This window comes from Halosimplex rarum (assembly GCF_047715405.1).
Classification (GTDB): domain Archaea; phylum Halobacteriota; class Halobacteria; order Halobacteriales; family Haloarculaceae; genus Halosimplex; species Halosimplex rarum.
On record NZ_CP180412.1, the window covers coordinates 4,365,632 to 4,391,552 of the forward strand.

The window sequence follows — 25,921 nt, forward strand, 5'->3', positions numbered from 1 at the left end:
GTCCCGAGGTACGTATAATATCCACTCGGATTCAAAAACATTGGTTACGTCGGAATTACAACGGATGGCGCACGGTCGATTCTCTAGCGACTCTCAGACGCGACGGTGATCGGTATCGACCACCCGAAGCACGATTATCTTCCTCCGCATGGGAGTCGACGTGGGATGGGTGAGGTCCTCGTTCGCGCTTCGACTATACCGTTGCAGCGCGATATCTCGATAATTCAGAGAAGAAGGTACAGGAGCGGGACGCACATTTTGAAGCAGAAGAACTCGGGGACGTCGCGACGGAGGCACTCAACGAAATCGAACCACGATCTCAGGGTTACCCAACTGAAATTAGCTTTCACTTCTTGTTCGACGAGACCCCTCGTAGAGGGCTGGTAGGCCGAGAGGGAGGGCTAGTATGCCGAAGCCGATGAGTGCATACTTGGTTCCGCGTGTTCGCTGGACGATGAGAATCGTTGCGATGGCACCGAGGAGCGCGATCACGTACGCTGCGTTACTCCAGATGACATCGTAGGTCGAACAGTACAGCCAGCAAACGAACGTGTAGGCCGGGGCGTTCCAGGTCGGGGGATACAGCTTCGGCCAGAGGAACCGGCAGTACGTAGTCCAGCCCAGCATCGCGACCGTCGGCAACCCAACGAGCCAAACCGCTGCCCCCTGATGCAAGTCGCCGTATCGCCGGTATCCAGCGAGGAAGAGGACGGGAAAGCAGAAGACCAACAGCCAGATGCCGATGGTGTAGGTTACCGGCCAATGCTCGATTCGAGGCTGTTCAACGGGAAGCCGTAATGACGCGGGAAGCGTCGCCCACGGAAATGAGGGGTCAGGAACTGGATTCGTGAGGAACGCGACTAGACAAAGTGCCGTTCCGACAACGAGGCCGTGCAGTCCCAGCGTCGTGTATTGGTCGAGCCAGGCTGGAAGTGACGGACGCGCTGTCCAGTGACGACGGTCGGAGATTCTGGTCATTTCTCAGTGTCGTCGGATCGTGATTAGGTATCCCCTTCGAGCGCCTCGCGTCGCTGTTCGTATTCCTCGTCGGTCAACTCTCCGCGAGCGTAGGCGAGGCGGAGCTCTTCGAGTGCCTGGTCCGCGTCACTCGAATCACTCATGACTGTGCGGTAGATGAGGTAGCCACCGCCGACGATGAAAGCCAGGAATAGGGCCTGCATCACGATTCCGACGATGAACATCCACCCCGACATCGTTCCGCCGCCCCACATTCCTCCGCTCCACATCCCGCCCATCATCGACCCGTATCCCATCATCCCGAAGCCCATGAAGAACATCGGGAAGATGACGAACGCACCGATGATAATGAGGAGAATCGTAACCAGCCGTGTGTCGTCAGTTTGTTTTGGCATATGTGTGCCCTCCGTGAGTCCGTCTCTAGTATCAAGTACGTAATTATGATTCAATGCGATTTCGCCTTCGAACCATCTAGAATCGAACTCTGTGAGTTTTGAATCCATCGGAATTAGTCCTCTGAATGGCTTCATCGTAAGGAATGTCGCAATAGATAATCCTTAGATACTGTTTCGTCTCCGGGGAACAACACGTTAGCAGTTCAGAATCAGGGCCAAGCCCTTGCAGTTGCAGACTGATTGTTAATCCAGCTATCGAACCATCCCTTGAATAGAATGTCTCTCTCAGAAACTGTCTCGAAGATCGAGAGTCTGAACGACGAGCAACGCGACTGCATAGAGAACTGTAACGAGGCCGCCCAGGTCTGTGAATGGTGTGCGGACGAATGTCTCGGGAGCGAGGAGATGGAGGAGTGCGCCCGGCTCTGCCGGGACGTCGCCGACCTCACGTCGATGCACGCGCGCTTCATGGCACGGGACTCGAACTACAGTTCGCAGCTCGCCCAGGCCTGTGCCGGCGCCTGTGAAGAATGCGCTGAGGAATGTGAACGTCACGACGCAGAACACTGCCAGATCTGTGCCGAGGTACTCCGCGACTGTGCGGAGACCTGCCGAGAGATGGCTTCGTAAACGCAGAGTTCTGTAACTACCCCTTTTTGCTACACCAGTTTTCATGGATACAGCAACGAAATCGATTACAGTCCTCACGGGGGCCCTCGGAGTCTGGCTCATGGCGTTCCCGTTTATAGTGGAATCTCCATCTCTTGACACATGGAACGACGTCGTCGTAGGTGGAATGATCGTCACCTTAGCGGGGTATAATTACTCCCGTGAGTGGATACAGGGTGGGCCCAGCAAGGGTATCTCTGGGATACTTGTGCTACTCGGCGGGTGGCTTCTATTCGCTCCGTTTATCACCGGAGTCACTGGAGGCCTTCTTTGGAATGACGTGGCCATCGGCGTGCTTGTGACAGCGTTTGCAGGATACAACGTGTACGTAGCTCCGTCTGAAGAACAGACGGTTACTCATATGCCAACCAATGATACCTGAATTCCCAGCTACAACCTGTAGTGCAGATACCTTTCAGACAATATTCACCCACACTGGTGGCGTTCGAAAGCAGTGGGGGGTGAGTTAGTGCAATGAATATCTGGAAATCAGTAGCGGTTGTGACCGCTGCCATTGTCGCGATTCTCGTGGCTACGCAACCGGTCTTCGTCGCCGGACTGACATTGTTCGATTACGGACAGGCGCCGAGCGAATCGTACACCACGATGCAGACCAAAGACGTGAGCAGATTCCCCGTTGATGACCCACAGCGCCAGAGTGAACTCACTGCCCGGGCCGCACGTCCGCCTAACTCTGGATTAAACTACTCAACTGTAGTTCGTGTTCCCGAGAATAACTGGCAGACAGCTATGGCGGCATCTCGCCTACGGGCAAGCGAAGACGCCCTTCTCCTCTTCGGGAACGCCACTCCGCCCAATAGCGCAAATGGAACAAATACGTCTAGCGTCTCTACTGTCGATATCTCTGGTGGGAATCCCGCCGAGACAGCTGCTTCTGTCGCCACCCGTGGGAACGGATCTGATGACATTAGTCCGAACAACGTCATCATTGTGAATTCTGACGAACCTCAGTGGGCACTACCCGCTGCCGCCTGGAGCGCCTACTCTGGTGACCCGATTCTATACGCGAACGAAGACGGAGTCCCAGATGCCACGCAAGAGGCAATTGAGGAACTGAACGCCTCTCACGCCTATGTCCTCGCACCACCTGGCCTTGTGAGCGACGATGCGCTCTCTGAGCTAGATGTCAAGTGGACACGAGTCTCAGGAGACACACCGCAGGACCACGCCATTGAGGTCGCAGAGTTCCGTGACGAATCGCGAGATTTCGGCTGGGGAATCCATGAACGCGATAAAGTCGGTTATTACAACTTCATGCTCGTCAACCCCAGTGAGCCCGAGCACGCAATCTCATCGACAAATCTTCAGTGGGGGAAAGCTGGCCCGATCCTACTCGTCAACGATGATGGGAGCCTGCCAGCTGTGACTGAAAACTACGCGTGGCAGTCTCAGCCAGCCTGGTTCTCGACCCCCGCAGAAGGGCCGTTTAACCACCTCTTCGCAATGGGGTCGACGGATCAGGTTTCCTGGGTTTCCCAGGGCCGCCTCGACTATGCAGTTGAGATCACACAGTACCGTCATCAGGGGGCTGGCCTCAGCCCGCTCGAGTCGCTCGCTGCGGTCTGGGCCGGGTTCAGCATCCTCGGGGCGTCGTTCGTGTTCGCCCATGCACGTCACCGACTACCTGAGATGAACGACTGGACGACGATGGTCTGGCCACTATTGACCCTTGTTCTGGGCCCATTTGGGCTGACACTCTACTGGCTCTCCTACAGGGGGAGGCAGATCGTTACAACTGATCAGGGACCACGCGTCCTCCGCCCGTACTGGCTTCGAGCAGCCACAGCGACTGCGATGGGTGTTGGATTCGCAGGAAGCACGATGATTGCGACGGGATTCCTCCTCAACTACCTCGGTATCCCGATGTTCGTCTTCAACGGACCACTATTCTGGTTCGGGAATGCAATGACGATTCTCATCGTGCTCGTATACATCATCGCGTTTCTCGTGTCGTGGCTCCTCTTCCACATTCCAATGTTGAAAGACTCCCAAGGTCTTGACACCGGATCGGCAGCGAAGAAAGGTGCGAAGATCGTCGCCGTGAGCATGACGAGCGTTTCTGTCGGGATGATGGGTGGAATGTGGGTAATCATGATGCTTAACCTGCCAATGATGCCAGGAGACGACAACATCCTCTGGTTCGGCGTGATGGTGTTCGCTACGCTGATCGGGTTTCTCATTGCCTGGCCAGTGAATGGACTCCTCGTTCGGAAAAACCTCAAACCGGGTGGTGCGCTATGAGCGACCGTAGTCGTCGGAAGTTCCTGCGTGATCTCGCCGCGCTACCGGTTGGAGCGACTCTTGGAGGGGCCGCACTCACGTATCGAGAAGTCCGATCATCCAGTCAGCAAACCCAAGGTGGGCCAGAATCGGCTGATTTCGACGAGGGGACCGTCACGAGCATGACGACTCGTCTTGCCGGGAGTAACGACTACGAGACGGCGACCGCGTTCACACAGAACGTCTATCCTGCCATTAACGATCACACTCGGCCGGGTGCAGCGATTCTCATCAACGACAGCGAGCTCGCTGCAGCACTCCCTGGCGTGACTTTCATCCATCATCCAATCGACGGCGCGCTCCTCCTGACGGAACAGGGCTCCTTGCCAGCGGTGACGCGTGAGGAGATCGAGCGACTTCATCCAGAAGGTGTTCACGTCGACGGAAATATGCAGGTGTACATCGTTGGTGGTGAGCGATACATCAGCAATGATGTTCAGCAGACCGTCGAAGAGATGGGTCTGAAAACCAGACGTATTCAGGGAGACACACCGGTTGAAGTCGCGGCCAACACAGATCAGTACCTCAGTACGATTCACGCGAATCACCGGGACACCACATTCATCGCCGACCTTGGCGATCTCCAGACTGCCATCCCGGCACAATCCTGGAACGCTCACGGTGGCGATGGTTTCCTCTACATCGACGGTGATCGCATCCCAGAGGCAACCCAGCAACAACTCGAAGCTCGCTTCGACGAGGCGTACATGTATCTCCTCGGCGATGAAAGCAAGGTTAGCGAACAAGTAGCCCGTAATCTCGCACGGTTCGGCCACGTACAGCGAATCCCGAGAGGATCTGATCCATACGAACTAAGCGTCGGGTTCGCTGGGTACAAGGACATCGGCCGGAATCAGGGCTGGATATTCGGCGAGTGGCCCCGTAACATCGGTTGGGGCATCGCTGAAAGCGGTCACAACTTCATCTTCGCGAACCCGGACAACTGGCAGACGGCACTCCCTGCATCCGTCGAAAGTCATCGCGGGAAACACGGTCCGATGCTCCACGTCGAGCAGGACACGGTTCCGGACGCTGTCGAGAACTATCTCACGAATCTCATTCGCCCACACGACGCCGCACCCTACGACCGGAAGTACAATCATGGGTGGATCGTTGGTGACACAGATCAGATTAGTCAGCGAGTCCAAGCCCAGCTCCACGCAATGCTCCAGGAACCACGAGGTGACCAATGAGACGTATCGTCGCTACATTCGATGACACTGAGGAAATAGGAGAGGCCAAGCAAGCGCTTCGTGACGCGGGCTTAGAACCCGACGAACCGGATATCGACAATCCATTCTTCGATCCAGCGACGACGATGCCAGAACGGCGGGGACTCCTCTGGGGTGGATTAGTCGGCGGACTAATTGGCGCTGTACTGCTATTCATGATGGACCAGAATATATTCTGGATTCCTCGTGTCAGTCCAATCATGACCGCTGGCCAGTACATGCTTATGTTCCTCGGGTTCGGGCTCGGTGCCGTAATCGGTGGTTTTCTTGGAGGTGTGATTGGCACGTCTCACCAGGTTTCTGAACTAGATCAACTCAGAGTCGTTGTCATGGTCCCGGATAACCGTGTTAGTGAAACGGAGGATATCCTCCGTGCGCAGGGTGCGACAGCAGTCGATAGTACCGTAACCCACCACGAGCATCCTCACCGGACAGAAGTGACTGGAGCTAATACACCTCCTGAATAAACTCACCAATATAATCAGAACTCCAACATGGTACCTTGGTTACGTTCCTGATGGGTCAAATTAGCGCCTAAGCAGCCAATATATGGATAACCACGATCACTCCAAAGACACCGAGAAGTCGTCGGATCAACCACTCGTTCGCGGTGACCACCACGACCACAATCGTGAAAGTGATGCCACCTCCGATGAGGTGGGATCGAGATGCGGTCGGTGCGACGGGCCTCGAGCGCTGTTAACGAGCTGGCGAAGCTGATGCCCGACACCGCCGAGCGGATCACCGAGTCCGGTGATACCGAGGAAGTCCCTATCAGTGAACTCTCCGAGGGCGACCTCGTACTCGTCCGGCCGGGTGCGAGTGTCCCTGCTGACGGCATCGTTGAAGAGGGTGATTCAGATGTCGAGGAGTCGATGATCACGGGCGAGTCGAAACCGGTCTCGAAGGAACCCGGCGACGAGGTCATCGGCGGGACGATCAACGGCGACGGTAGTCTCCACGTGAGTGTCGGGGCAACAGGCGAGGAGACGACGCTCGCAGGCATCATGCGGCTGGTCGAGGAAGCCCAGCAGAGCAAGTCTCAAACGCAAGTGCTAGCCGACCGGGCTGCCGGTTGGCTGTTCTACGTCGCCCTCGCGGCGGCAGTCGTGACAGCAATCGCCTGGACGATTGCAGTCTCGTTCAACGCAACGGTTATCGAGCGCGTCGTAACGGTACTCGTCATCGCCTGCCCGCATGCCCTCGGACTCGCGATCCCGCTGGTCGTCGCGATTAACACGTCACTCGCCGCTCGGAACGGAGTGCTCGTCCGCGACCGCATCGCGATGGAAGAAGCGAGGAATTTGGACGCCATCATCTTCGACAAGACGGGGACGCTCACCGAAGGCGAACACGGCGTCGTTGACATGGCGACCGTCGACGGTGTCGACGAGGACGAGGTGCTCACACTGGCGGCGGCCGTCGAGAGCGACTCCGAACACATGATTGCACGAGCCATCCGCGAAGCCGCTGAAGAGGGAGACCTCACCGCTCCTGACGCGACTGGCTTCGAGGCGATCAAAGGCAGGGGCGTCCGAGCAAACGTCGATGGTAACGAGGTGCACGTCGGCGGCCCGAATCTACTTACTCAACTCGATCTGAATGTTCCCGATCATCCCCAGCGCTTCGCTGACGAAGCTGGCCAGAATGCCCAGACTGTGGTGTATCTCGTTCGCGAGGGAGAGCTGATCGCCGCGTTTGCGATGGCCGACGTGATCCGGGAAGAGAGTTTCCGTGTCGTCGACGCCCTGCACAACCTGAGCATCGAGGTAGCTATGCTAACTGGTGACTCCCAGGACGTCGCTAACGCCGTGGCGGCCGAACTGGGAATCGACACTGTGTTCGCGGAGGTCCTTCCCGAAGACAAGGACAAGAAAGTCCAGGAACTCCACGACCAGGCTAAACTCGTTGGAATGGTCGGCGATGGCGTGAATGACGCACCGGCGCTGACACGATCAGACGTTGGAATCGCTATCGGGAGCGGCACCGACGTCGCGGTCCAATCGGCCGACGTCATCCTCGTCCAGAACAACCCGATGGACGTCGTTCGCCTGGTGAAGCTGAGCAAGGCAAGTTACCGGAAGATGCAGGAGAATATCGTCTGGGCGGCGGGATACAACGTGTTCGCGATCCCCCTCGCAGCGGGCGTCCTCGCCCCGTTCGGGATCCTGCTCTCGCCTGCCGTCGGCGCGCTCCTGATGTCGCTAAGTACGGTTATCGTCGCGATCAACGCACAGTTACTTCGGCGTGTTGACCTCTCAATACCCGACCTTCCGGGGATGTCACAGCCCGCCGACGTACAATCTGCGGATTGAGAACCGATCGGAGAGATTGCGAACGGGGGCACTCCAGTATGATCGCCTGCGAACTGTCTGATGGAACTGTCTGACCGCTGGGGAGACATATCCGCGAGGATCAGCCGCCGTCGAAGCTGCTTGGTTTTACCTCCTCAGTCGACGGGTGAGTTCTCTGTCAGTGCGAGTTTCACTGAAACTCCGGTGTGCGCTACCGTGTGATTTTGTTTCCCCCTGAGAGGGGCGCGGGGGGCAACAAACAGAGCCTCGCGCTGACCTTCGATGGCGACGACAGAACCCTACCAGAGCGACTTTGACGAACAGCCCGACCAAACGATCCCTGCCGACCAGTGTCCCGAGTGCGAGGGGCGACTCACCACGGACGGCGGCGAAACCCGGTGTACGGAGTGTGGCCTCGTCGTCGAGGCGTGTCGCCTCGATCGACGTGGTCCACGCATCTTCGACGAAGACGAGACGAACCGGAAACGGACGGGCGCGCCGCTCACCGAAGCCCGTCACGACCGCGGGCTCTCCACAGAGATCGGGAGCAAAATCGACGGGCAGGGGAACGAACTCTCCGGACAGAAGCGACGGCAGCTGGGCCGCTTACGCCGCGAACACACTCGTGCGAAGTGGCGCTCGAAAGCGGAACGCAACCTCGCCCACGGCTGTACGGAGATCGCGCGCATGACTGGCGCGCTCGACCTCGATCAGGACGACCGCGAGCAGGCCAGCGCGCTCTTCCGCTCGGCCCAGAACGAGGACTTACTCCATGGTCGGTCGATAGAGGCATTCGCAGCGGCCGCAATCTACGCGGTCTGTCGCTGTACGAACGCGACTCGGACACTCGGCGAGGTCGCGTCGGTCGCGCAGGTCGACCGCGAACGCGTCACCAATGCCTACGACGTGATTAACGATGAACTCGGTCTCCCCGCGCCACCACAGCGACCGCGGGAATTCATTCCCGGCCTCGCATCAACGATGGACGTTCCGACGGACACGGAGTGTCACGCTCGCGCACTCGCCGAGCGGGCCTGGCAGGCCCAGGAGAGCATCGGCGTCCATCCAGCGGGCTTCGCCGCGGCGTGTCTCGCGGTCGCTTGTCGCGACCACGGCGTGGACATCACACAACTCGACCTCGCCGCAGCAGCGGACGTGAGCCCGGCGACGGTCCGCGACCATCGCGATACGATCGAGGCCGAACGGGAGGCGTGGGACCGATGAGATTCGTCTGGTTTCGTGGACGCGTCCCCGGTCTCGATCCGAATATCGAGCGCGTTCACGAGTGTCGCCACTGCGGGACGTCCGTCGAGTCAGCGGCGGAGTCGTGCCTAGCCTGCGGACGGTCGACCATCGCGACATACGAGATCGGATAGGTACTGTGGGTCTAGAGAGATTCGGACGGACAACTGGCTCAGCCGAGCGCGATCAGTCGTTCCCCAGTGACGTCCCCGTCTGCCTGACGGTCAGAGACGACGGTCAGATAGACCGTTCCCCCGGCGATCACGAGCCCTTCGGCGTGGTCTTCGAAATGCAGATCCCACAGTCGATCCCCGTTCGTGAGGTCGAATGCAGCTACTGTTGCGTGTTCGGCCCCGGTCGTCTCGACAGACGGGTCGTGGGTAGCTGCGAGGACCGTCTCACCGGCTCCGACAAGTTCCATCACGTCGTAGTCCAGTTCCGTCGTCCACTCCGCTTCTCCCCCGTGTGTGACCGCCTGGATGCGCCGGTCACCGAGCGATGTCACGACGAGATCCGGAGTCACAACAGGTGCAACAGGCTGTCCAACCGGGTCCGGAGCGTCTTCGGGTTCCTCCCCGATCTGCCGCGTAGGTGGTGATGCAATCGCCCACCGCTCTTCGCCGTCAGTCCGAGCTAACGCCCGTAGTTCTCCACCAGGTCGGCCTTCGTATTCGAGAGTCGCGTAGATGGTTGCACCGGCGACGGCTGGGCTCTGGTATATCCGCGGTCCGGTAATCCGTGACTCCGGTGGAACCGACCACTTCGTCGCCGCATCCTTGTCGGCGTGGGCCGGTTCGTCGTCGTCACGGTCTTCCCACGGCCATTCTGTTGCGTTGGCCGACAAATCGACCGCCTCGACGGTGAACGCCGTGGCGACGTAGGCCGTCTGTTCGGTGACGGCCGGTGACCCGTGAGCATCATGGGTCGATGCCCACGTGATCTGTCCCGTCTCATCGAGTGCCGAAAAGTATCCCCCGTACTCTAGATACAGTCGTCCGTTCGCGAGCGTCCCGCTCGCCGTGTTTGCCCCGTGACAGGGCCGACCGTGCCAGGTTTCCTCGCCGGTGTCGAGGTCGACACCGAAGACGCAGTCCGTGCCGGTGGCGTACGCCCGATCGGTTCCGAGCGTCGGCGTTTCGTATCCCCAGGGTTCGGAGTCGGACTCCCAGAGGCGGTCTCCGTCGGTTGCTCGGAGCCCGACGGTCGAATCGTCGGTGTTCACGACGACACGCGTACCACGAACGACTGGTTGGTGGCAGAACGAAAATTCCCGGGTCCACCGGGCGTCCGGTGCCGACCGGGGTGGTGTAGCGTCGGTGTTGTACCGGGTATTACGGGCGTCGTAGCCGCTCGACGGCCAATCGTCCGGGCCTGGGGATCCGTCCGAGATGGGATCCGCACCGGAATCTTCCCGGAGTGCCGAGCACCCCCCAACTCCGACTGCCGCAGCGACGGCAGTCCCCTGGAGTAGGCTACGTCTCGAGTATCGTGTGGAGGGCATCGGCCAAACTGCGGATGGTTTTCACAAACCAGTTCCGGATCGTGGAGTTTCGGCGTCGGTGAGGCGATGCCACGAAGTCGAGCTACGGTCCAAGATTAGAGAGACGCACCGCGTGGTCGTTTTTTCCGCGCCCTGAGGGGCGGGGCGCTCGTGTCCGGGCGCTCCGGAGACCCATGCACCCACTCGAACAACTCGACTTTCCGACCCGAGTCGCCAGGCGCGCTCAGTACGAAGCCTTCGAGTTCGTCCTCATGACAGAGGGCATCCTCGTCCGGAACTGCAGTCATCCCGACCCCAGCGAACACGAGTATCTCGTGACTGTCGTGGATGGACTCCCGACCGAGTGTGAGTGCCCGGCAGACGAACACTACGAGAGTGCGTGCAAACACCGCGTCGCAGTCGCGATCCGGCGGCCACTCCTCGATGCGATGTCGCCGACCAGTCGGCCTGTCGTCACGGATGGTGGACGGGTCGAATCATCCACGACGCTGTCGGACTTCGAGGAAGTGACGGACCAGCGCAGTGGAACAGATAACTCAGACGAGTCGAACGAGGACTGCGAGGAATGCATCGGCGAGTTCCCGTGCTGGGAGTGCGTGCTGTCCGGTCGCAAAGAACTTCCCGAGTAGCAGCCCTCTACTGTGGATCCGATGGCGGAGATCGCGAAGAAGCGAGCGTTGATTGCAGCCAATCCTGATAGTCCGAATCGTGTCTTGCAATCGTCCGAGTAACTGCCTCTACTGCTTTCGATGCTCGACAAGACCGGCAATTCCTTCCCAAGAGTGAAAACACATACTCGCCAATGACAGTAACGAGACTTGTAGATAATGAGAGTAGGACGAAAAAGCTCAGATCACGACTGGCACGCTTTAGACGATGAGTTTTGTGGACACTCTTGGCAGTATCAGAAAGACGACGAGATCTCGAAAACGAAGGAGGTAGATGATCCGAAGGACCTGAAAGACGCGTATTGCGGACAATGCGAAGCCCAGCGGCGTGCCCAGGGTGTAGAGCCATAGTGCTCACTCGTATCACCGTCTGGTAGAGTGAACCGTTTGAAACCCCGTTGATTGGCGCGGTATTCTCCATAATATGCCCGAACAGAGTGGTCGTTCGGATGCCGTTTCACTCGCCGTTTGATCGGTTACCGTCGTACTGTTCTAGTATTTCTGAGCCAATAGACCCCCGCCGTTCTGCACTCAGATCTACTCGGACGTTAACTATTATCGCAACAAAGTAACAACCAAAAGTAAAGTATATGTAACGAGGCATTTCAACCAGGCAATAGACACTGGCCGCGGCCTCGTTCCCGGGGGGGAACGGGGGCACGGCGAGTGGCAACACTGGAAATATGCACCCAGTTGGTGATATCGACGACGCGGGGGAATCGATTCACAAAGCAGTCCGGAGCCTGCGGGGGGCCGTCCCGAAACTCGGTGCCCTGACGATCGCACTCGCCATGTTCGCCGTCGAACCAGCGAGCGCGCAGTCCGTCGGCGAATCGTTCTGTGAGACGGACATGGCCACGACGATCAAGAACCTCTTCACGCTCATCCAGTTCGGCGGCCCGCTCGTTGGTGGCCTCGTCGCCCTCGGGGCGACCGTCGCGCTCCCGCTGTTCAGACGGGCAGATACGAAAAAGGAGTTGAAGTCGATGCGCGGACAGGCGCTCGTCTGGGGCGTCATCGCGGCGCCGCTCGGGACGACCATCCTGCAGTTCCTGCTCACGTCCGTCGTGGCGGGTGGGTCGAGTTGCAGCTTCTGATCCGGCCGCTGGGCGTCACCACGGCGGTCGCGCTCGCCATCGCCGTGGGTGCGCTCGTCGCGACGCAGTCGGTCGCACGCCCAGTGGCCGATCAGCGATTCGGCCCGAACGAAACCGGACACCACCACGACAGCGACAGGAGCCTGTGGTCGCGTGACCGTGACACCGTCAACCGGTCGACGCTCCGGAACTGGACGGGGAGCGGCGCGACGGAGCGGTCGCTCGCCGCAACGACCGACGTTCCGTTCAATCGGCCGCCCGGTGCCGTCGAGGAATGGAATCGAGACATCGTGTCCGAGTTCCCGCAGTTCAGGACGGACAGGTCGGTCTACCCCGCTACTGCGTCGCCGAAAGACGGGACGTTCATTCGCGACGCCTACATCGAGATTTTCACCGTCCAGCCGTCGACGATCGTCCGAGCGACGTCCGATCAGCAACCGCGGTACGTAGCCCCGGAGGGCGACCTCTTCGCGACGCTCGACTATCGGCTCGTCGTACCCCGGAATTCGAGTACACCGAATTCGACCGAAACCTGGCAGCTACAATCGCACAACGTCACGGCGGTCGAGCTGCTCGTCGACGGTGAATCCGAAGCCGAGCAGGGGGGAACGAGTGTGCCAACACTGGAATTCGACCTCGCCGATCATGCTGGGACAGACCACACGCTCACGGTCGAGACCACCGTCACCGCCTCGCTCCAGTACCGCCACGAGTGGTGTTCGAACTTCTCAGCAGCAGCGGGCAACTGCACGTCGTGGTCGTCCGAGACGACGACGCTCACGGAGAACGTCACCGTCTCGGACTCGATCGACGTAACGGAGTACAATCTCGACGTATCCGGTTCCTACGCACGGTTCCCGGACGGCGACCTCGGTATCTTCGCGTTCAAGCACGATCCCTGGTTGGGTTACGAACTCCCCGGAGGTCGTATCAACGGCATCTGGCGCTTCTACTCCGCCCGGGATCCCGGATGGGACAATCTCGTGACGGCGACGGCCGAGGGCGTGTCGGTCAACCATTCGACGGTCCACCCGTTGCAGGTCTCGGCGTACCCGATCAAAACCGGGCCGACTGCGTCGCCGGCTGACACAGTCTCGATCCAGGATGCATACGGCTGGGAGTACGACCCACCGTCGCTGCCGTCGACGGTCCACCTCGACGTCCTCGACCAGCCGTACCAGGGGAGTTTCATGATCGCAGCGCGCTTCCAGACGCCCAACCAGACTGTCGCGGATCTGACCGCCTACGGGCTCGTCAACGGTGTGAAGACCGAGACCGATCCGGACGCGTACGACGAGATCCCGATCCACCGGAGCAATCTCACGCTCGACGTGCTGAACACGACTTCGAAGAATGCGACCGTTCGCGTCACGCTCACCGATGCACAGACGGGCGCTCCTATCGCGACCGAGGAGCGTGAAGGGTACGTCGTGCTCGCCGGCGAGCCCGTCCAGACTGGTTCCGATGGGACGCTCACGAAGACCATAGACCGGCCTGCCGGTGCCATTAACGCTCGCTACGAGCCCAAGAGCTGGTGGCTACATTCGACCGGCTACGTCGGTGACTCGGACGCCTCGTCCGTCCAAGGGACAGTACTCACGCTCGTCCGGTGGTTCTACCGGGCTGGCGTGCCGGTGGCGCTGTTCTTGCTGGCGGTCTTCTTCATCGACCGGATTGCTGGGATGCCCGTCTGGCCTCCATGGAGGGGACTATGACGGGTGAACGCTTCTCTCGACGGCGATTCATCCAAAGCGGACTGGCGCTTTCAGGAATCGGTGTTGCGGGGTGCGCGAAACTCGGTTCAGTGGGCAGTACCGGGAATTCCGTCATCTCGGATACGTCGATCTCTGGTTCGAAGTTGGTCGTGGAACTGCAAGACGACCACAACGTCTCGAAGATCAACTTGATAGATTCATCGGGGAGTTCATTCCAGTCGGCCCAGGTTTCGACCGGCGCGTCCAGAGTCTCTATCGAACTTTTCAATCTCAGTCGGGGTTGGAGCTATCGACCTGGGGAGTATTCTATAGTCGCAGTAGCTGATAATGAGGAAGTTGCATCAACCACAGTCCATCTTCAACCAGATCTGAAGATAACGGGTATCCAGCAATACACCAATGGTCGTCCCACCCCGTCAAACAGAGCAAATCTTCTTGTCACGGTTGAAAACGTCGGAACAGGGCCAACTTGGGTATACTACGTCGGGTACAAGAATGCGCTTCATCCGCCAGCAAATCGGATTCCCACAAATGAGTATGCTCGAACAAATCCGTTACTGAACTTTGATAGGCCTGAATCAAAAGAAGACCTTATTCTAGATCCAGAAGCTTCGGTAACACTCCTTGGAACAGACTCGCCATTACTACTCTCTGAGGACGATCACTGCGAAAACCTCCAAGTTGAAATGTCAGTCATTGTCTCTGCTGGTATTGGTGAAAGCGCTCAAAAAGAGTTCCAAGCGGTACTTGATGGAGAACCTGAACGAGCAAACTTTCGGGGAACATGTAGCGAAATTCAGCTTCAATCTGATGGGGGTGAGTAGTGATGGTTGGTCGGTCTCGATGGGTTTCGATCTTCGGTCTCTCTATCGGTCTTCAATACTGCGTAGGCGTCGTTTCTGCTCAAAGTGGCAGTGATGGTGGTGGCGCTCTCGGCGATACCATTGTCTGGGCCATTAAGAAAGCTGTCAGGGTCCTCTTTCAACCACTCAAAGGAATCATCCAGAATCACGCAAACGACGTAGTTAGAGTGATAATTGGGACTCCCCACCCGAATGCGGTGTTTGCGGCGCCTACAAACAGCACTTGGCCGAGTCTCTATGATTATTTTTGGGACGAGATGGTGCCGTTAGCATTGTTGCTATGGGCATTATCCGTTGGTATCGTGATTTTTCTAGAGTCTACTAGTTACCTCTTCAGTAGCTACCACCAAGCGAAACTCAAGCGTAGGGGATTTTCTGGGTTACTCGGTATCTTGGCATGGTGGTGGATGGACGCGCTTTCTAGACAGTTCACTAACGAGCTTGCGATCTTTATTGCCCCTGACCTCTCAACGATATCTCTGTTTGAGACTCTATCAATTGGGAGCGTAGGTGCGTTAATTACAGCAATCACCTACTCTGTCGACTTCTTCTTGCTTGCACTTGTCGTGCTTATCTACTTTATTCGAGAGATAGTTCTGTATCTCTTCACACTCTTGATGCCGGTCTTGATTGCACTGTGGATTCCGGGAGTAGGTCCATTTAGTCTCGTCTCGAAGTTCATGAAACGTCTCGCTGGATTCTACGTCCCGTTTTTGTTTATGACTATACCTGTAGCAACGCTATTCAGGTTGGGTCAGCTTCTCGGCGAGAATTTTGGTTTTTCTACACAAGGGCTTGGTCTCTGGCTCACAGCCCTAATCATTCCTGTTGTCGCTATCGTCTCACCATTCATCCTCTTCTGGCAGGCCGGGTCGATCTTCTTCATGGCCCAGAGTGCCTCGCGGCACGCATCAACACGGCGAGCCCGGTCGCGGGTAAACCGTACCAGGGACACCGGGAGTTCCGCACTCCACAGCGGGCGGAACTTCGTCCGGGGTGTCCGCGGCCAAGCCGCAATCAGATCTGACGGGCAAGCGGTCTTCGACTCCGGGAATTCACGGGCACACGCCGCTGGATCGCGGCTCAACGACACGGGGTCGCGCCTCCGTGGGACATTCCGTCGCACTACCAGCACGGATGCCCGTTCAGACGGTGGCTCCACGGGTAGACCGGGGAGTTCTGACTCGGCCGAGTCCACGAACAGCCGGGCCGATTCGGACGATGGGGACGACTCTGCCCGTCAGTTCGACGCTCTCCGTGATCCAGCGCGGACTGGCAGCCGTTCGAGTAGCGAGTCGAGTGACGACAGCAAGCGCAGTGCGATCGACGACGACCCACGGTACATCCGCTAACCATGGACGACGAGGCAACGAAACGGATTCCGAAGTCGCTCGGTACAGACACGAAACTGCTCGGGCAGTACACGATGACTGACCTCGCGGTTGCCCTCTTCCCGGGCGTACTCACCGTGCTCATCCTGCAGCTAGTTCTACCCACAAAGGCCACCGTTTTCGGCTACCAAATTGACTCACTAACGCTCCCGATCGCTGGCGTAATGATCGCGCTCGGTGCCATCTTCGTCTACCTCACGCCGGCTTACACGACCAGCATCGACTGGGTCACGTCGATGCTAACCTTCCATCGCCGCTCGGACCAACTCGGCCACGAGGAAGCCACGGAGTACACCCAGATCGAACGGGTGTATCCCGACCGCGGTGCGATCGAGCGCACCGATGGCGCGGTCATCGGCATGGTCCAGGTCATCCCACCGACGATGGCGCTCGCGACCAGCGAGGAGTGGGCGACGAAGGCCGAAGCGTTCCAGGACTTCCTGAACACGACCGTCGAGTTCCCCATCCAGATCTACTCGACCACCCAGCCGTTTCCCGTCGACGAGCACCTTGCCCAGTACGAGTCACGCCTCGACGATCCGGACGTCGAGGCGAACCCACGGCTGGAATCGCTGATCGAGAACTACGTCCAGTGGTACGAGGCGGAACTCGAAGAGCGCCGGATGACGATCCGCGACCACTACGTCGTGGTCCCGGTGACGCCGGCCGAAGTGCAGTTCGACGAGACGAGTATCGCGCAGAAACTCGCGGAAGTGCCGATACTTGGCCTGTTCATCCGGGAGCTGTACGCACCGCGGAAGGCTGTCGAACGAGCGGCACTCATCGACGAACTCGACGACCGCCTATCCCGGGTCCAGTCGGGACTGCGGTCGATCGACGGCTGTACGGCTCACCGCATCGACGCCACTGAGGCGACGAAGATCGTAGGCGAGTACTGGAGCGACGAGTCACAGAACTACGGCCAGCTTGACCAGGTGCTTCGCACTCGCGGGATCGTCAGAGGTGGAGAGGCATGATCGAATCACTTCTGTCGGTCCTTCCAACGCGAGAGCAAGCCGACGAGGAGGCGGACTCAGACGAAGAAACTGGCCAGGAGACGACCGAGACCGATACAGCCGAGGAAGAAGACGCAGCCCGACCAGCCGAGAGTCCCACAGCGGGGGTCAGTGTCGAGTACGACGGCGCGAACTCGGAGCTACCCTCAGTCCCGGATATCCATCAGACGGTGGTCACACCGTCGAGCATCGAGCGGTATCCCGACGCCGTCCGGACGGGCGACCAGTGGACGCGCACCCTGTGGGTCGGCGAGTACCCGGACACGCCGATGGACGGGCTCTTCGAGACGCTGTATTCCACGGCGGATTCACGGCGGACGGACATCAGCCTCCACATCAGCCCGCGGGATACGAACGCGACGCTCGACACCCTCGAACACAAGATCGAGGACCTGGAGGCCGACCGAGAGTACTTGACCGAAAAACGACGGGCGGGCGCCCGCGGCGTCGAGAAAGACCTGCAGGACTACCAGGACCTCTACGACGCCCTGCGGAACACGTCGATGCAGGCCTTCGACGTCTCGATGTATCTCGCGGTGCAGGGCGACGCTCGCGACGACCTCAACGCGAACGACGTAATGAACACGGCCCGGCAGTCGCCGACGAACCTGACGCCCGTGATGCCGCGGTGGACACAGCTCGATTCGTTCATTTCGGCCAGCCCGGTCGGCATCGACAAACTCAACGAATCGCTGGACACGACGACGCCGATGCTCGCCCGTGCCGTCGGCGCGATGTTCCCCTTCGTCGCCGGCGCCTTCGCCGAACTGGGCATCGAGTACGGCACCTACGCGCTCAACGAGAGTCCGCTCATTCTCGACCGATTCGAGCGCGAGACGGGCTACTGTTCGATGGTCATCGGCCAGCTCGGTGCCGGGAAGTCATTCTCGACGAAACTCCAGTTGCTTCGGCGGGCGATGTACGACCGGGATACGGTGATCATCATGCTCGACCCGCTGGAAGGGTTCGCCGGCGTGAACGAGGCGCTCGGCGGGGAGCGCATCACGGTAGGAGGCACGCGCGGGTTCAACCCGCTCGAAATCAAGGCCACGCCCGCGGATATTCTGCGAGCGGTCCCCGACCTCGATCCGTGGTCCGAGCAGATTTCGTGGGTCCTCTCCTTCTTCGAGACCTTTTTCGCCCACGTCGCGTCGAACCCGCTCGAAGAGCGCAAGCAGACGCTTCGGCGGGCGATTCAGGAAGCATACGAACGCCAGGGGATCACGCGGGACCCGTCGACCCACGACCGAGAGTCGCCGACGATTCGTGACGTGATTGCCGTCCTCGAAGACCTGCTGGAGGGCCCCGAGGAGTTCGGCTACGCGACCGAGGGCGAACAGGAGAAAGTCCAGAGCGACGCCCAGACATTGCTGACGGACCTTCGACCATCGTTCCGCGAGGGCGGCGAACTTGCGAACCTCGCCCAGCCGACGGAGTTCGATCTCGACTCGCCCGTGCTGTATCTGGACCTCCACCAGGAAGAGGGGGCGACCGGTCGCTCGGAGACGAGTCTCATGATGCAGGTGCTGTTCAACGCGGTCTACGAGCGCGCCAAAGGGACCGACAAGAAGGTCGTCTTCGCCGTCGACGAGGCCCATTACCTGTTGAACGATGCGACGTCGCTGGAGTTCCTGGAGACGGCGGTGCGCCACAGCAGGCACTACGACCTATCGCTGCACTTCATCACGCAGACTGGCGGCGAGTTCGCGCTGACGCCCGAGGCACGGACGATCGCGAACCTCTGCTCGCTCACGCTGATTCACCGGGTCCAGGAAGAGGCCGAGAAGCTATCCGAGTGGTTCGGCCTGACCGAGCGCGAGGTGGAGTGGATCCGGACGGCGAAAGCCGGCAACGATGAGGACGGATTCTCCGAGGCGTTACTCGGGATCGACGAAGAGGGGTGGTTCCCGCTTCGAGTGCGGGCGAGCGAGTTCGAGGTTGATTCGATTCACATGCGAGAGCGGTAGCTCACTCCTTTGTCGTAATCAACTACGAACAGACGGTGTAACACTGATAGTGTTTTGTGGTATGTCGGCAGTGACTGAGGTGAGTGCGACTTTTAGCCTCTGTTTCGGACGATCAGAAGAACAGCAAAGAGTAAGAGAATCGGATTTAGACTACTTGTGTGAGTCTGCCCGTCTCCGAGTGAGGAGAGAGCGTCACCAAGCACTGCTAGATCGGTATCTGCGAACAGTTGGTTCGCCTCTGTCGGTGCAGGTTCCGTGGCGGTCGCCATTGGTGTCGGCGTGGAAGTCGGAGTCGGAGTCGGTGTTGGGGATGCAGTCGGCGTCATTGTTTCTGTTGGGGTCGGAGTTGGCGTTGGTGTTGGTGCGGGTGTAGGAGTTGGTGTCGGTGTGGAAGTTTGCGTTGCAGTCGGCGTAGGTGTAGCTGTCGGCGTCTGGGTCGGAGTTTGCGTGGGAGTCAGAGTTGCTGTTGGCGTGGCTGTCGGTGTTGGAGCGGACGTCGGGGTGGGTGTTGGAGCGGACGTCGGGGTGGGTGTTGGAGCGGACGTCGGGGTGGGTGTTGGAGCGGACGTCGGGGTGGGTGTTGGAGCGGACGTCGGGGTGGGTGTTGGAGCGGACGTCGGGGTGGGTGTCGGTGAGGGGCTTGCCGTCAATGTCGCGCTCGCCGTTTGAGTTGGGCTACTGGTTGGAACCGAAGTCGGCTCTTGAGTCGGTTTGGCAGTCGGGGTTGGTGATGCAGTGGGGGCGGGAGTTGCAGGCGATGTAATTACCGACTCTGGTTCCGTGACTTGGATGTTCCTCACCGTGGTATAATTTTCAGTCCGGAAGGTGAGATTGAGGCTCCCGATATCAGCCATCGTCGTGTTATACGACAGGGTTACTGACTGAGAGTCGTTGCCGGGGAGCGTTACCGAGTGCGAATCAACGCTACTGTCGCCATCTACATCCAGCGTTACAGTTCGTGTGACCGAATTCGCGAATGGATTCTCAACTGTAACCGGGACGTTCACCGACTGTCCAGCTGTGACCGTCTCGTTGATCTCTCCAATTTTCAGCGAGACCTGACTCACTTCGACAAACCATCCAGGAAGCCTCGCCAATGCACCATTTTCATCGACGACCCAGGCCCCGACGTGACCGGTGAGGAATCCCTCTTTCTCGATTGATTCTCGAACAGTACTACCGCTAATATTCGTCATCCCGAGAATCTCGTCGTTGTGGAAGTCCCACCAAATGATTCGGTGGAGATCCCCGTTGGTATCGCTCGCTTCGAGCGTCATGGTTCGGGTAGCTTCGCTAGGGATCACGATTCTGGACTCAGACGGACTCTCTCGACTCGCAGTTGGTGCGTCGTTCGCCCCTTCTTCGACAGTTACGGTCCACTCGGCGGTTCCCAGTTCTGAATTTCCATCCGCCCCATAGACGGTTACTTGGATATCGTACGTTCCGGACGATGAGAAATTGACGATATTGTAGTCCATCCCTTCTTGGTGATAGACCGCCCGATGTGGTCCATATTGGGTATCCCCGAGATTCCACTCGGTTTCGAAGAATTCTCGTGATCCGTTTCGAAGCGCCGCTTCGAAGAGGACCTCCGTTCCAGGTGAAACCGTAATGGAGCCATCCGCAGGAGTCACTCGTTCAATCGATGAAGTTGAATCGTGGACGTTAACGGATCTCGTAACAGTCTCATCTTCACTGTGGACAGACAGATCAAATGTTCCATTCAGATTCTCGGGAACTTGATAGGCGAGATCGACGACTCGCGATTCCCCTGATGCAAGTGCGATGTCCCAGGTTTGTTCGCTCTTATTTCCGATCCCGACGGCTATTTCCTGTGAATCCGTTCTCGTTCCTGCATTTTTGATATCCAATCGGATATCCACCGTTTCACCGGCCTGAAGAGTCCTGTTCAGAGAGACGGAACGGATGTTAAACTCATGAAGTGGTTCAGAGCGACCTGCATTCAGATCGGCGATCGATGTCTCATTCCCATCGATCTGGATACTCACATTTGCATCACCGGAGATACGAGTAAAGTTCACGATGGATCCATCGAATCTATAGGCATCTCCGTAGCCTCTATTTCCGGTGTAACCCTCGATTATCGTCATTCCATCCTCTGTCCGGCGAATCTCATCATTTGCCGCGGCCTTGATCCGATCGGAGACGTTTGCCTTTTCGACAGTGCCGTTCACCGTGATTTCGTACTCGAACTCACCGTCCTCGGTAGCGATAATCTCGAGTAGGGACTTCCGGGGCGTCTGGACTTCAGACGGCTCTAAGACTCGGAAATTATCGTAGATCCACCGATCGCCTTCGCCATGACCAAACATACCGATCCCGCCGCTCGTAGGTGCAGAATCTGGTTCAGGCGCAATAATCGTCCCCAAGGGAGAACTCGCATTCGCGATCGGCTCTTCGTACACTCGCAGTTGGATATCGTCACTTGAGGCCGCCCAGTCCACTTCAACGGTGTAGAAGGTATCGTGCTGGAAGTCCACAGTAGTCGTTCCCAGAGTCTGGTCAGAGCCATCTGCCGGGTCATACTGTAGTCGGACTGTGTCTGTGTCTGGATCCAACTCAACTTCATACCGTTCGTGAAAGCCACTGTTTGGTTGTTGCCCGAACTGGAACGTTGTCCGGAATTCCCAGTCTCCGAACGTCCCGACATCAAATCGGAGTACATCCCCCTTCTCGGGGTACGACGAGAGTCCTTCCATCGAGGTGATCTCAGATGCGTCAGAGCTGCCCGAATACTCCAGTGCAGTGGACCCTTCAGTCGAAACCGTTGAGTTCAGTTTCCAGACGTCTTTTGAGCCCGCGAGAGCGAGATATTCGGAAAGGTCTCCGTCCTCGAAGCCGTCGACAGTTTCCGGGTCAACTCGATCGGAGGCATTCGAGATATCGATCTCTTCCGTGAGAACATCAGTTGCTCCACACCCCTTCTCAACGGCGAGTCGCGCCTGGTACGTACTACTGTTTCCATAGGAATGCGTTGCATTCTGTCCAACTGCATCGACAACGCCATCGTTGTCGAAGTCCCAACGGTACTCGACGATCGCGCCACCGTTGGGCCGGCTTGGGCTCCCATCGAACGAGACCTGTTCTCCAGACCCAGGGGAACTCGGTGTGTAGTTGAATGCGGCGTCCGGAAGTGGAGCGCAGGGTGCCTCATACATCCCGGTTCCGGATCCAGTTGTTCCATTGTGCGCTGCGATGAGCCTGACCGACCGATTCGTACCATCCGTAGCCGTGTTAGATGTTCGATACGTAATCCTGTATTCGTCAGTGAGACTTTGGCGAATATCCTCGTAAATTGCCGCGAGATCGGAACTGTCTGGAGATTTATAGTAGCTCCCGCCGGTTTCCTCTGCAAGACGCCGAAGATTCGCAACATCTACAGCTGGCCCCAACCCGATGGTATAAACAGGGACTCCAGCAGCCTGTGCCTTCTCAATTGCTGCATCGACGTTTGGCGGTGGTTCGTTATTCTTCCCATCCGTGAGAACGATCACTGCCGACCGACCGAGTCTTGATTCGGCTTCGGTGACACCGGTTTCCGTCGCACGCCAGAGGGCGGTGTTTCCAGTGGTTCTAATCCGATTGATCGCGTTCGTGAGTCGTTCCGAATCAGTCGTCCATCGTTGTCGAAACGTGATCTGGTTCCCGAATTCGATGACTAGCCCCTCATCCTCTGCACTGAGCTGGCTGATGAATTGCGTAGCGGCCCCTCTAGCATTCTCGATTTTTGTTCCATCCATACTTCCGCTTCTGTCAATCACCAATGCAGTACTGACATTTGATCCGCCAGTAGTGGACGCGGGTTCTATGGATTCGATCGTCTGATTCGTCGTATTTTCAAGCACGTTAAACGCATCAGCAGAGAGGCCTGTGAGCGGCTCACCGTCAGCATTTTGGACGCTAGCGTAGACGCTTACTTCCGGGAATTCTGGTCGATTAACCTGTCTGACAGTGGTTTGTAACTGCCCGTCAGTGGATTCTGACGTGTTTGTAGGCGAAGTGACTGTAATTGTCTTCGCGACGGTACGTTCACGACCATTGACATCAGTTATCGAATGAACGATCTGGTACGACCCCGGCTGATTGAAGGAGGTGGTCGCCGATCTCCCACTCTTCTCGTACGTTCCATTGCCACCAATATCCCACTGATATTCGACGATCGACTCGTCATCATCTACTACTGAATTTAGGGTGATCGACTCGCCGACGACAGGATCCGAGGGTTGGTATGTCCAGTCGATCGGTTGCTGATCCGATCCCTCTGGGTCCGTGCGATTTGGAGTATTGGATTCATCTCCGCCGTTTTCAGGAGGAGTTGCCAGTACGAGATCGATAGTTGGGGGATGATAGAGAGTCGTAGGCGCTTCAGCCGCTGCATTCGCCAGTTCTACGTACTGGGTTCGCTGGTCTTCTATTGTAGTCCCTTCGCGTCGATTAAACTGATCCGCAAACTCATCGACCCACGTCGCGTTCAGCAGTTCGCTATTTGCCTCCCAGTATACACTATATGCTGAATGATGGAGTGAATCGATCGCGGCGTACTCATTGATATGGGTGAACTGTCGGTCTCCAACGTTAGTTCGTCGATATGTATCTGCAAACTCGTCAAATTCTTGGGCAGTCCTGTGGGCGTACTTGGCCTTCACTGCTGCTTTGTACATCCCGCCCATGTTATACAGAAAATCACTTACAACGAGTCCAGAAAGGATTCCACTCGCTGCACTACCGACGGCTGTGGTCATCGCTGAGGCGGAACTTGCACCGACTTGGGCGCTTGCCGTCTGTGAGAGATAGCTACCAAACTTATTAACGAGTATCTTTGACGAAGCTGTCGCTGCATCGAATGTTCCTTGCTCAATTTGGTCTCTGAGAAAGCTCTGGAGTCGATTGATAACCTTCTGATTTGTCTCTTCATGTTCGTCAATAACTGTCTCCATCGCTCGCCGGAGATCCGGATTCAGGTTTACATCCGGATCTGACGCCGCCAACTGAAGCGTCCGATTGAGTCGTGCTACTCGCCGATCTGAGTAAACCTGATACTCCGAGAATCGAAGTACGAAGTCCAAGATCTTTGTAGTCCGAGATCCATACTCAGAAACCTCATCTAGTGTTTCAATATTGTCGCTATATTTGTTGAGCACTCGTCGGACTCGCTGTTTATCCGAGGACTGTATGGCTTCGTCAACAACAGAGAGTGCTTCGTCTGTCGTATCAGCAGTAGTAAGACCCTCTCGTAGGTTCTCAGGGATAATTGATTCGTGACCCGTACTAACCATTGCTCGAACAGTGACTAGATACCGGTCATACGGCGTCTGTGCCCACGACTCTTCAATCCGCTGCTTCACAAACACCTCTCCATTTATCACTTCCTCAATGTTGTCATAGGAGTCATTTGAGGGAGTATAGTAGTCGTTATAGCTGTCGTTGTAGACGAACGAATGTTGTTCCATCCCATTTGCAAATGGTGTGGTCCCCGGCGCATACATCGATACGACGCGGCGCGCTGTCTCTTCCTTGGTAACTGCATCGTACTCACTACCGGTTGCTCTGAAAGCAATGACCTTGTTCAGATTGAACTTCTTGATGCGTCGCTCAAGCCGTAGAATGAGACTGAGGACGTTCTTTTGCTCGATCCCTTTCCAATCGAGATATTCTGAAGAATTGAAATATGCTGCCACGTAGTATCGGTCACCCTGATAAATTGCCGGCTCCGAAACAGCGACAGTAGTTTCGTTGTTGAGTTGGAATTCCTCTACCGCCTCAGTGAGGTCAGTAGTGAGACTGCCACTAGCCGTTTGGACCACACGAAATACACCGGTCTTCCAGGAGGTCCTATCGATCGCCGTATCACCGGTTGAGGGACGCTGGTACCAGACCGCGGAGATTATATCGTACGTCCCGTTTAGCGCATGCTCTGGGACAGTCCACGAAAGCGGTACCACTTCAGTCTCTCCTGCTTCCACCATGACATAGCCACCAGTCGACCCATCGCCGGAGTACGTTACTCCATTGCTATCTCGAACGGAGAATCCAATAAAGAACTCATAGTCTTCCTCCCCGGTGTTCTGTACCGTGACATTTGCGACTATCTTTTCATTCGGTGATAGCGTCCGTGTCTCGTTTTGGACGCGGATTTCGTCTTGGACAATCTCAGCGCTTACGTTCGGTAGATCACTTGTGTTTGGCTGATCGATAGCCACTTCAGCATCTCTCGGAGATGGATCCGTACTCGCGGTCTCTTTTGAGAGGTCCGATGAGATTGATGCCCCGACAACTGGTGCGATGGTTCCCACAATCAGTAGAATTGAAGTGCTGATGACTGCACACCGGTAAATTATCGAAATACTGGTTTGATTCTGTGGAGAGAGTTTGTCGAGTACTTTCATCCCGATACTCCCCCCACTCGCCCACCTTGCCATGACATAACTTACCTAGGGAAGTTGTGGTTGAAGAGTATAATTTCGAGAAACGATTCTTGGGACCAATTTCACTTGCCACCTACGGATACGATTTGTTTCCCTTGAACCCGGCAATGCTATCGGTTCCAACGAAGGGTCTGATCAGAAAGATG

At 57.4% G+C, this 25,921-nt stretch carries 17 protein-coding genes and 2 pseudogenes; 15 read left to right on the forward strand and 4 right to left on the reverse strand.

What is annotated here, in order from left to right:
- Positions 1-54: 54 nt before the first annotated feature.
- Positions 55-311, forward strand: a pseudogene (locus ACMGFH_RS20765) (site-specific integrase); the annotation flags it as partial.
- A gap of 28 nt (positions 312-339) precedes the next feature.
- Here the strand turns inward: ACMGFH_RS20765 and ACMGFH_RS20770 are convergent.
- Together ACMGFH_RS20770 and ACMGFH_RS20775 are read right to left on the reverse strand one after the other, a co-directional pair.
- On the reverse strand, positions 340-627 hold the full coding sequence (locus tag ACMGFH_RS20770) for a hypothetical protein (RefSeq protein ID WP_415380514.1): 288 nt from the start codon (positions 625-627) through the stop codon (positions 340-342).
- Between the two features lie 374 nt (positions 628-1,001).
- Positions 1,002-1,373: an SHOCT domain-containing protein gene (locus ACMGFH_RS20775; protein WP_415380515.1), complete on the reverse strand. Its 372-nt coding sequence runs from the start codon at positions 1,371-1,373 to the stop codon at positions 1,002-1,004.
- Positions 1,374-1,649: 276 nt separating this feature from the next.
- On the opposite strand from ACMGFH_RS20775, the gene ACMGFH_RS20780 reads away from it, so the two are divergent.
- From ACMGFH_RS20780 to ACMGFH_RS20810, 7 genes and pseudogenes are all read left to right on the forward strand, one after another.
- Positions 1,650-2,003, forward strand: coding sequence for a four-helix bundle copper-binding protein (locus ACMGFH_RS20780; protein WP_415380516.1), 354 nt, complete (start codon positions 1,650-1,652; stop codon positions 2,001-2,003).
- Between the two features lie 43 nt (positions 2,004-2,046).
- On the forward strand, positions 2,047-2,424 hold the full coding sequence (locus ACMGFH_RS20785) for a hypothetical protein (protein WP_415380517.1): 378 nt from the start codon (positions 2,047-2,049) through the stop codon (positions 2,422-2,424).
- A gap of 92 nt (positions 2,425-2,516) precedes the next feature.
- A complete protein-coding gene (locus ACMGFH_RS20790) occupies positions 2,517-4,304 on the forward strand; it encodes a DUF4396 domain-containing protein (protein WP_415380518.1) in 1,788 nt (595 codons plus the stop codon).
- A complete protein-coding gene (locus tag ACMGFH_RS20795; RefSeq protein WP_415380519.1) occupies positions 4,301-5,536 on the forward strand; it encodes a cell wall-binding repeat-containing protein in 1,236 nt (411 codons plus the stop codon). The genes ACMGFH_RS20790 and ACMGFH_RS20795 overlap by 4 nt, the downstream gene beginning before the upstream one ends.
- Positions 5,533-6,042: a hypothetical protein gene (locus ACMGFH_RS20800; protein ID WP_415380520.1), complete on the forward strand. Its 510-nt coding sequence runs from the start codon at positions 5,533-5,535 to the stop codon at positions 6,040-6,042. Before ACMGFH_RS20795 ends, ACMGFH_RS20800 begins: the two co-directional genes overlap by 4 nt.
- A gap of 195 nt (positions 6,043-6,237) precedes the next feature.
- A pseudogene (locus ACMGFH_RS20805) lies at positions 6,238-7,890 on the forward strand (heavy metal translocating P-type ATPase); the annotation flags it as partial.
- A gap of 261 nt (positions 7,891-8,151) precedes the next feature.
- Positions 8,152-9,093 (forward strand): transcription initiation factor IIB, encoded by a 942-nt coding sequence (locus ACMGFH_RS20810; RefSeq protein WP_415380521.1) that lies wholly within the window; start codon positions 8,152-8,154, stop codon positions 9,091-9,093.
- Positions 9,094-9,283: 190 nt separating this feature from the next.
- On the opposite strand, the gene ACMGFH_RS20815 is transcribed toward ACMGFH_RS20810, so the two are convergent.
- Positions 9,284-10,612: a PQQ-binding-like beta-propeller repeat protein gene (locus ACMGFH_RS20815; protein ID WP_415380522.1), complete on the reverse strand. Its 1,329-nt coding sequence runs from the start codon at positions 10,610-10,612 to the stop codon at positions 9,284-9,286.
- 251 nt (positions 10,613-10,863) lie between these two features.
- Between ACMGFH_RS20815 and ACMGFH_RS20820 the strand changes: the two genes are divergently transcribed.
- The 7 genes from ACMGFH_RS20820 to ACMGFH_RS20850 all read left to right on the forward strand — a co-directional run bounded on the left by ACMGFH_RS20820 (position 10,864) and on the right by ACMGFH_RS20850 (position 19,329).
- Positions 10,864-11,241 carry an SWIM zinc finger family protein gene (locus tag ACMGFH_RS20820; RefSeq protein WP_415380523.1) on the forward strand — a complete coding sequence of 126 codons (378 nt, stop codon included), beginning with the start codon at positions 10,864-10,866 and terminating at the stop codon, positions 11,239-11,241.
- Between the two features lie 722 nt (positions 11,242-11,963).
- Positions 11,964-12,377, forward strand: a complete 414-nt coding sequence (locus tag ACMGFH_RS20825; RefSeq protein WP_415380524.1) for a hypothetical protein — start codon at positions 11,964-11,966, stop codon at positions 12,375-12,377.
- Positions 12,365-14,092: a hypothetical protein gene (locus tag ACMGFH_RS20830; protein WP_415380525.1), complete on the forward strand. Its 1,728-nt coding sequence runs from the start codon at positions 12,365-12,367 to the stop codon at positions 14,090-14,092. Before ACMGFH_RS20825 ends, ACMGFH_RS20830 begins: the two co-directional genes overlap by 13 nt.
- Positions 14,089-14,916 carry a hypothetical protein gene (locus ACMGFH_RS20835; protein ID WP_415380526.1) on the forward strand — a complete coding sequence of 276 codons (828 nt, stop codon included), beginning with the start codon at positions 14,089-14,091 and terminating at the stop codon, positions 14,914-14,916. The genes ACMGFH_RS20830 and ACMGFH_RS20835 overlap by 4 nt, the downstream gene beginning before the upstream one ends.
- A 2-nt stretch (positions 14,917-14,918) precedes the next feature.
- A complete protein-coding gene (locus ACMGFH_RS20840; RefSeq protein ID WP_415380527.1) occupies positions 14,919-16,307 on the forward strand; it encodes a hypothetical protein in 1,389 nt (462 codons plus the stop codon).
- A 2-nt stretch (positions 16,308-16,309) separates the two neighbouring features.
- Positions 16,310-17,323: a hypothetical protein gene (locus ACMGFH_RS20845; RefSeq protein WP_415380528.1), complete on the forward strand. Its 1,014-nt coding sequence runs from the start codon at positions 16,310-16,312 to the stop codon at positions 17,321-17,323.
- Positions 17,320-19,329 (forward strand): VirB4 family type IV secretion system protein, encoded by a 2,010-nt coding sequence (locus ACMGFH_RS20850; RefSeq protein WP_415380529.1) that lies wholly within the window; start codon positions 17,320-17,322, stop codon positions 19,327-19,329. Before ACMGFH_RS20845 ends, ACMGFH_RS20850 begins: the two co-directional genes overlap by 4 nt.
- Positions 19,330-19,421: 92 nt before the next feature.
- Here the strand turns inward: ACMGFH_RS20850 and ACMGFH_RS20855 are convergent, their stop codons facing one another.
- Complete coding sequence (locus tag ACMGFH_RS20855) at positions 19,422-25,736, reverse strand: VWA domain-containing protein (RefSeq protein ID WP_415380530.1); 6,315 nt, start codon at positions 25,734-25,736, stop codon at positions 19,422-19,424.
- Between the last annotated feature and the right edge of the window lie 185 nt (positions 25,737-25,921).

Bases quoted from the DNA above. Each gene is read 5' to 3' on its own strand.
- ACMGFH_RS20770 (WP_415380514.1), bottom strand. From the start codon at position 627: ATGCTGGGCTGGACTACGTACTGCCGGTTCCTCTGGCCGAAGCTGTAT.
- ACMGFH_RS20775 (WP_415380515.1), bottom strand. From the start codon at position 1,373: ATGCCAAAACAAACTGACGACACACGGCTGGTTACGATTCTCCTCATT.
- ACMGFH_RS20780 (WP_415380516.1), top strand. From the start codon at position 1,650: ATGTCTCTCTCAGAAACTGTCTCGAAGATCGAGAGTCTGAACGACGAG.
- ACMGFH_RS20785 (WP_415380517.1), top strand. From the start codon at position 2,047: ATGGATACAGCAACGAAATCGATTACAGTCCTCACGGGGGCCCTCGGA.
- ACMGFH_RS20790 (WP_415380518.1), top strand. From the start codon at position 2,517: ATGAATATCTGGAAATCAGTAGCGGTTGTGACCGCTGCCATTGTCGCG.
- ACMGFH_RS20795 (WP_415380519.1), top strand. From the start codon at position 4,301: ATGAGCGACCGTAGTCGTCGGAAGTTCCTGCGTGATCTCGCCGCGCTA.
- ACMGFH_RS20800 (WP_415380520.1), top strand. From the start codon at position 5,533: ATGAGACGTATCGTCGCTACATTCGATGACACTGAGGAAATAGGAGAG.
- ACMGFH_RS20810 (WP_415380521.1), top strand. From the start codon at position 8,152: ATGGCGACGACAGAACCCTACCAGAGCGACTTTGACGAACAGCCCGAC.
- ACMGFH_RS20815 (WP_415380522.1), bottom strand. From the start codon at position 10,612: ATGCCCTCCACACGATACTCGAGACGTAGCCTACTCCAGGGGACTGCC.
- ACMGFH_RS20820 (WP_415380523.1), top strand. From the start codon at position 10,864: ATGACAGAGGGCATCCTCGTCCGGAACTGCAGTCATCCCGACCCCAGC.
- ACMGFH_RS20825 (WP_415380524.1), top strand. From the start codon at position 11,964: ATGCACCCAGTTGGTGATATCGACGACGCGGGGGAATCGATTCACAAA.
- ACMGFH_RS20835 (WP_415380526.1), top strand. From the start codon at position 14,089: ATGACGGGTGAACGCTTCTCTCGACGGCGATTCATCCAAAGCGGACTG.
- ACMGFH_RS20840 (WP_415380527.1), top strand. From the start codon at position 14,919: ATGGTTGGTCGGTCTCGATGGGTTTCGATCTTCGGTCTCTCTATCGGT.
- ACMGFH_RS20845 (WP_415380528.1), top strand. From the start codon at position 16,310: ATGGACGACGAGGCAACGAAACGGATTCCGAAGTCGCTCGGTACAGAC.
- ACMGFH_RS20850 (WP_415380529.1), top strand. From the start codon at position 17,320: ATGATCGAATCACTTCTGTCGGTCCTTCCAACGCGAGAGCAAGCCGAC.
- ACMGFH_RS20855 (WP_415380530.1), bottom strand. From the start codon at position 25,736: ATGAAAGTACTCGACAAACTCTCTCCACAGAATCAAACCAGTATTTCG.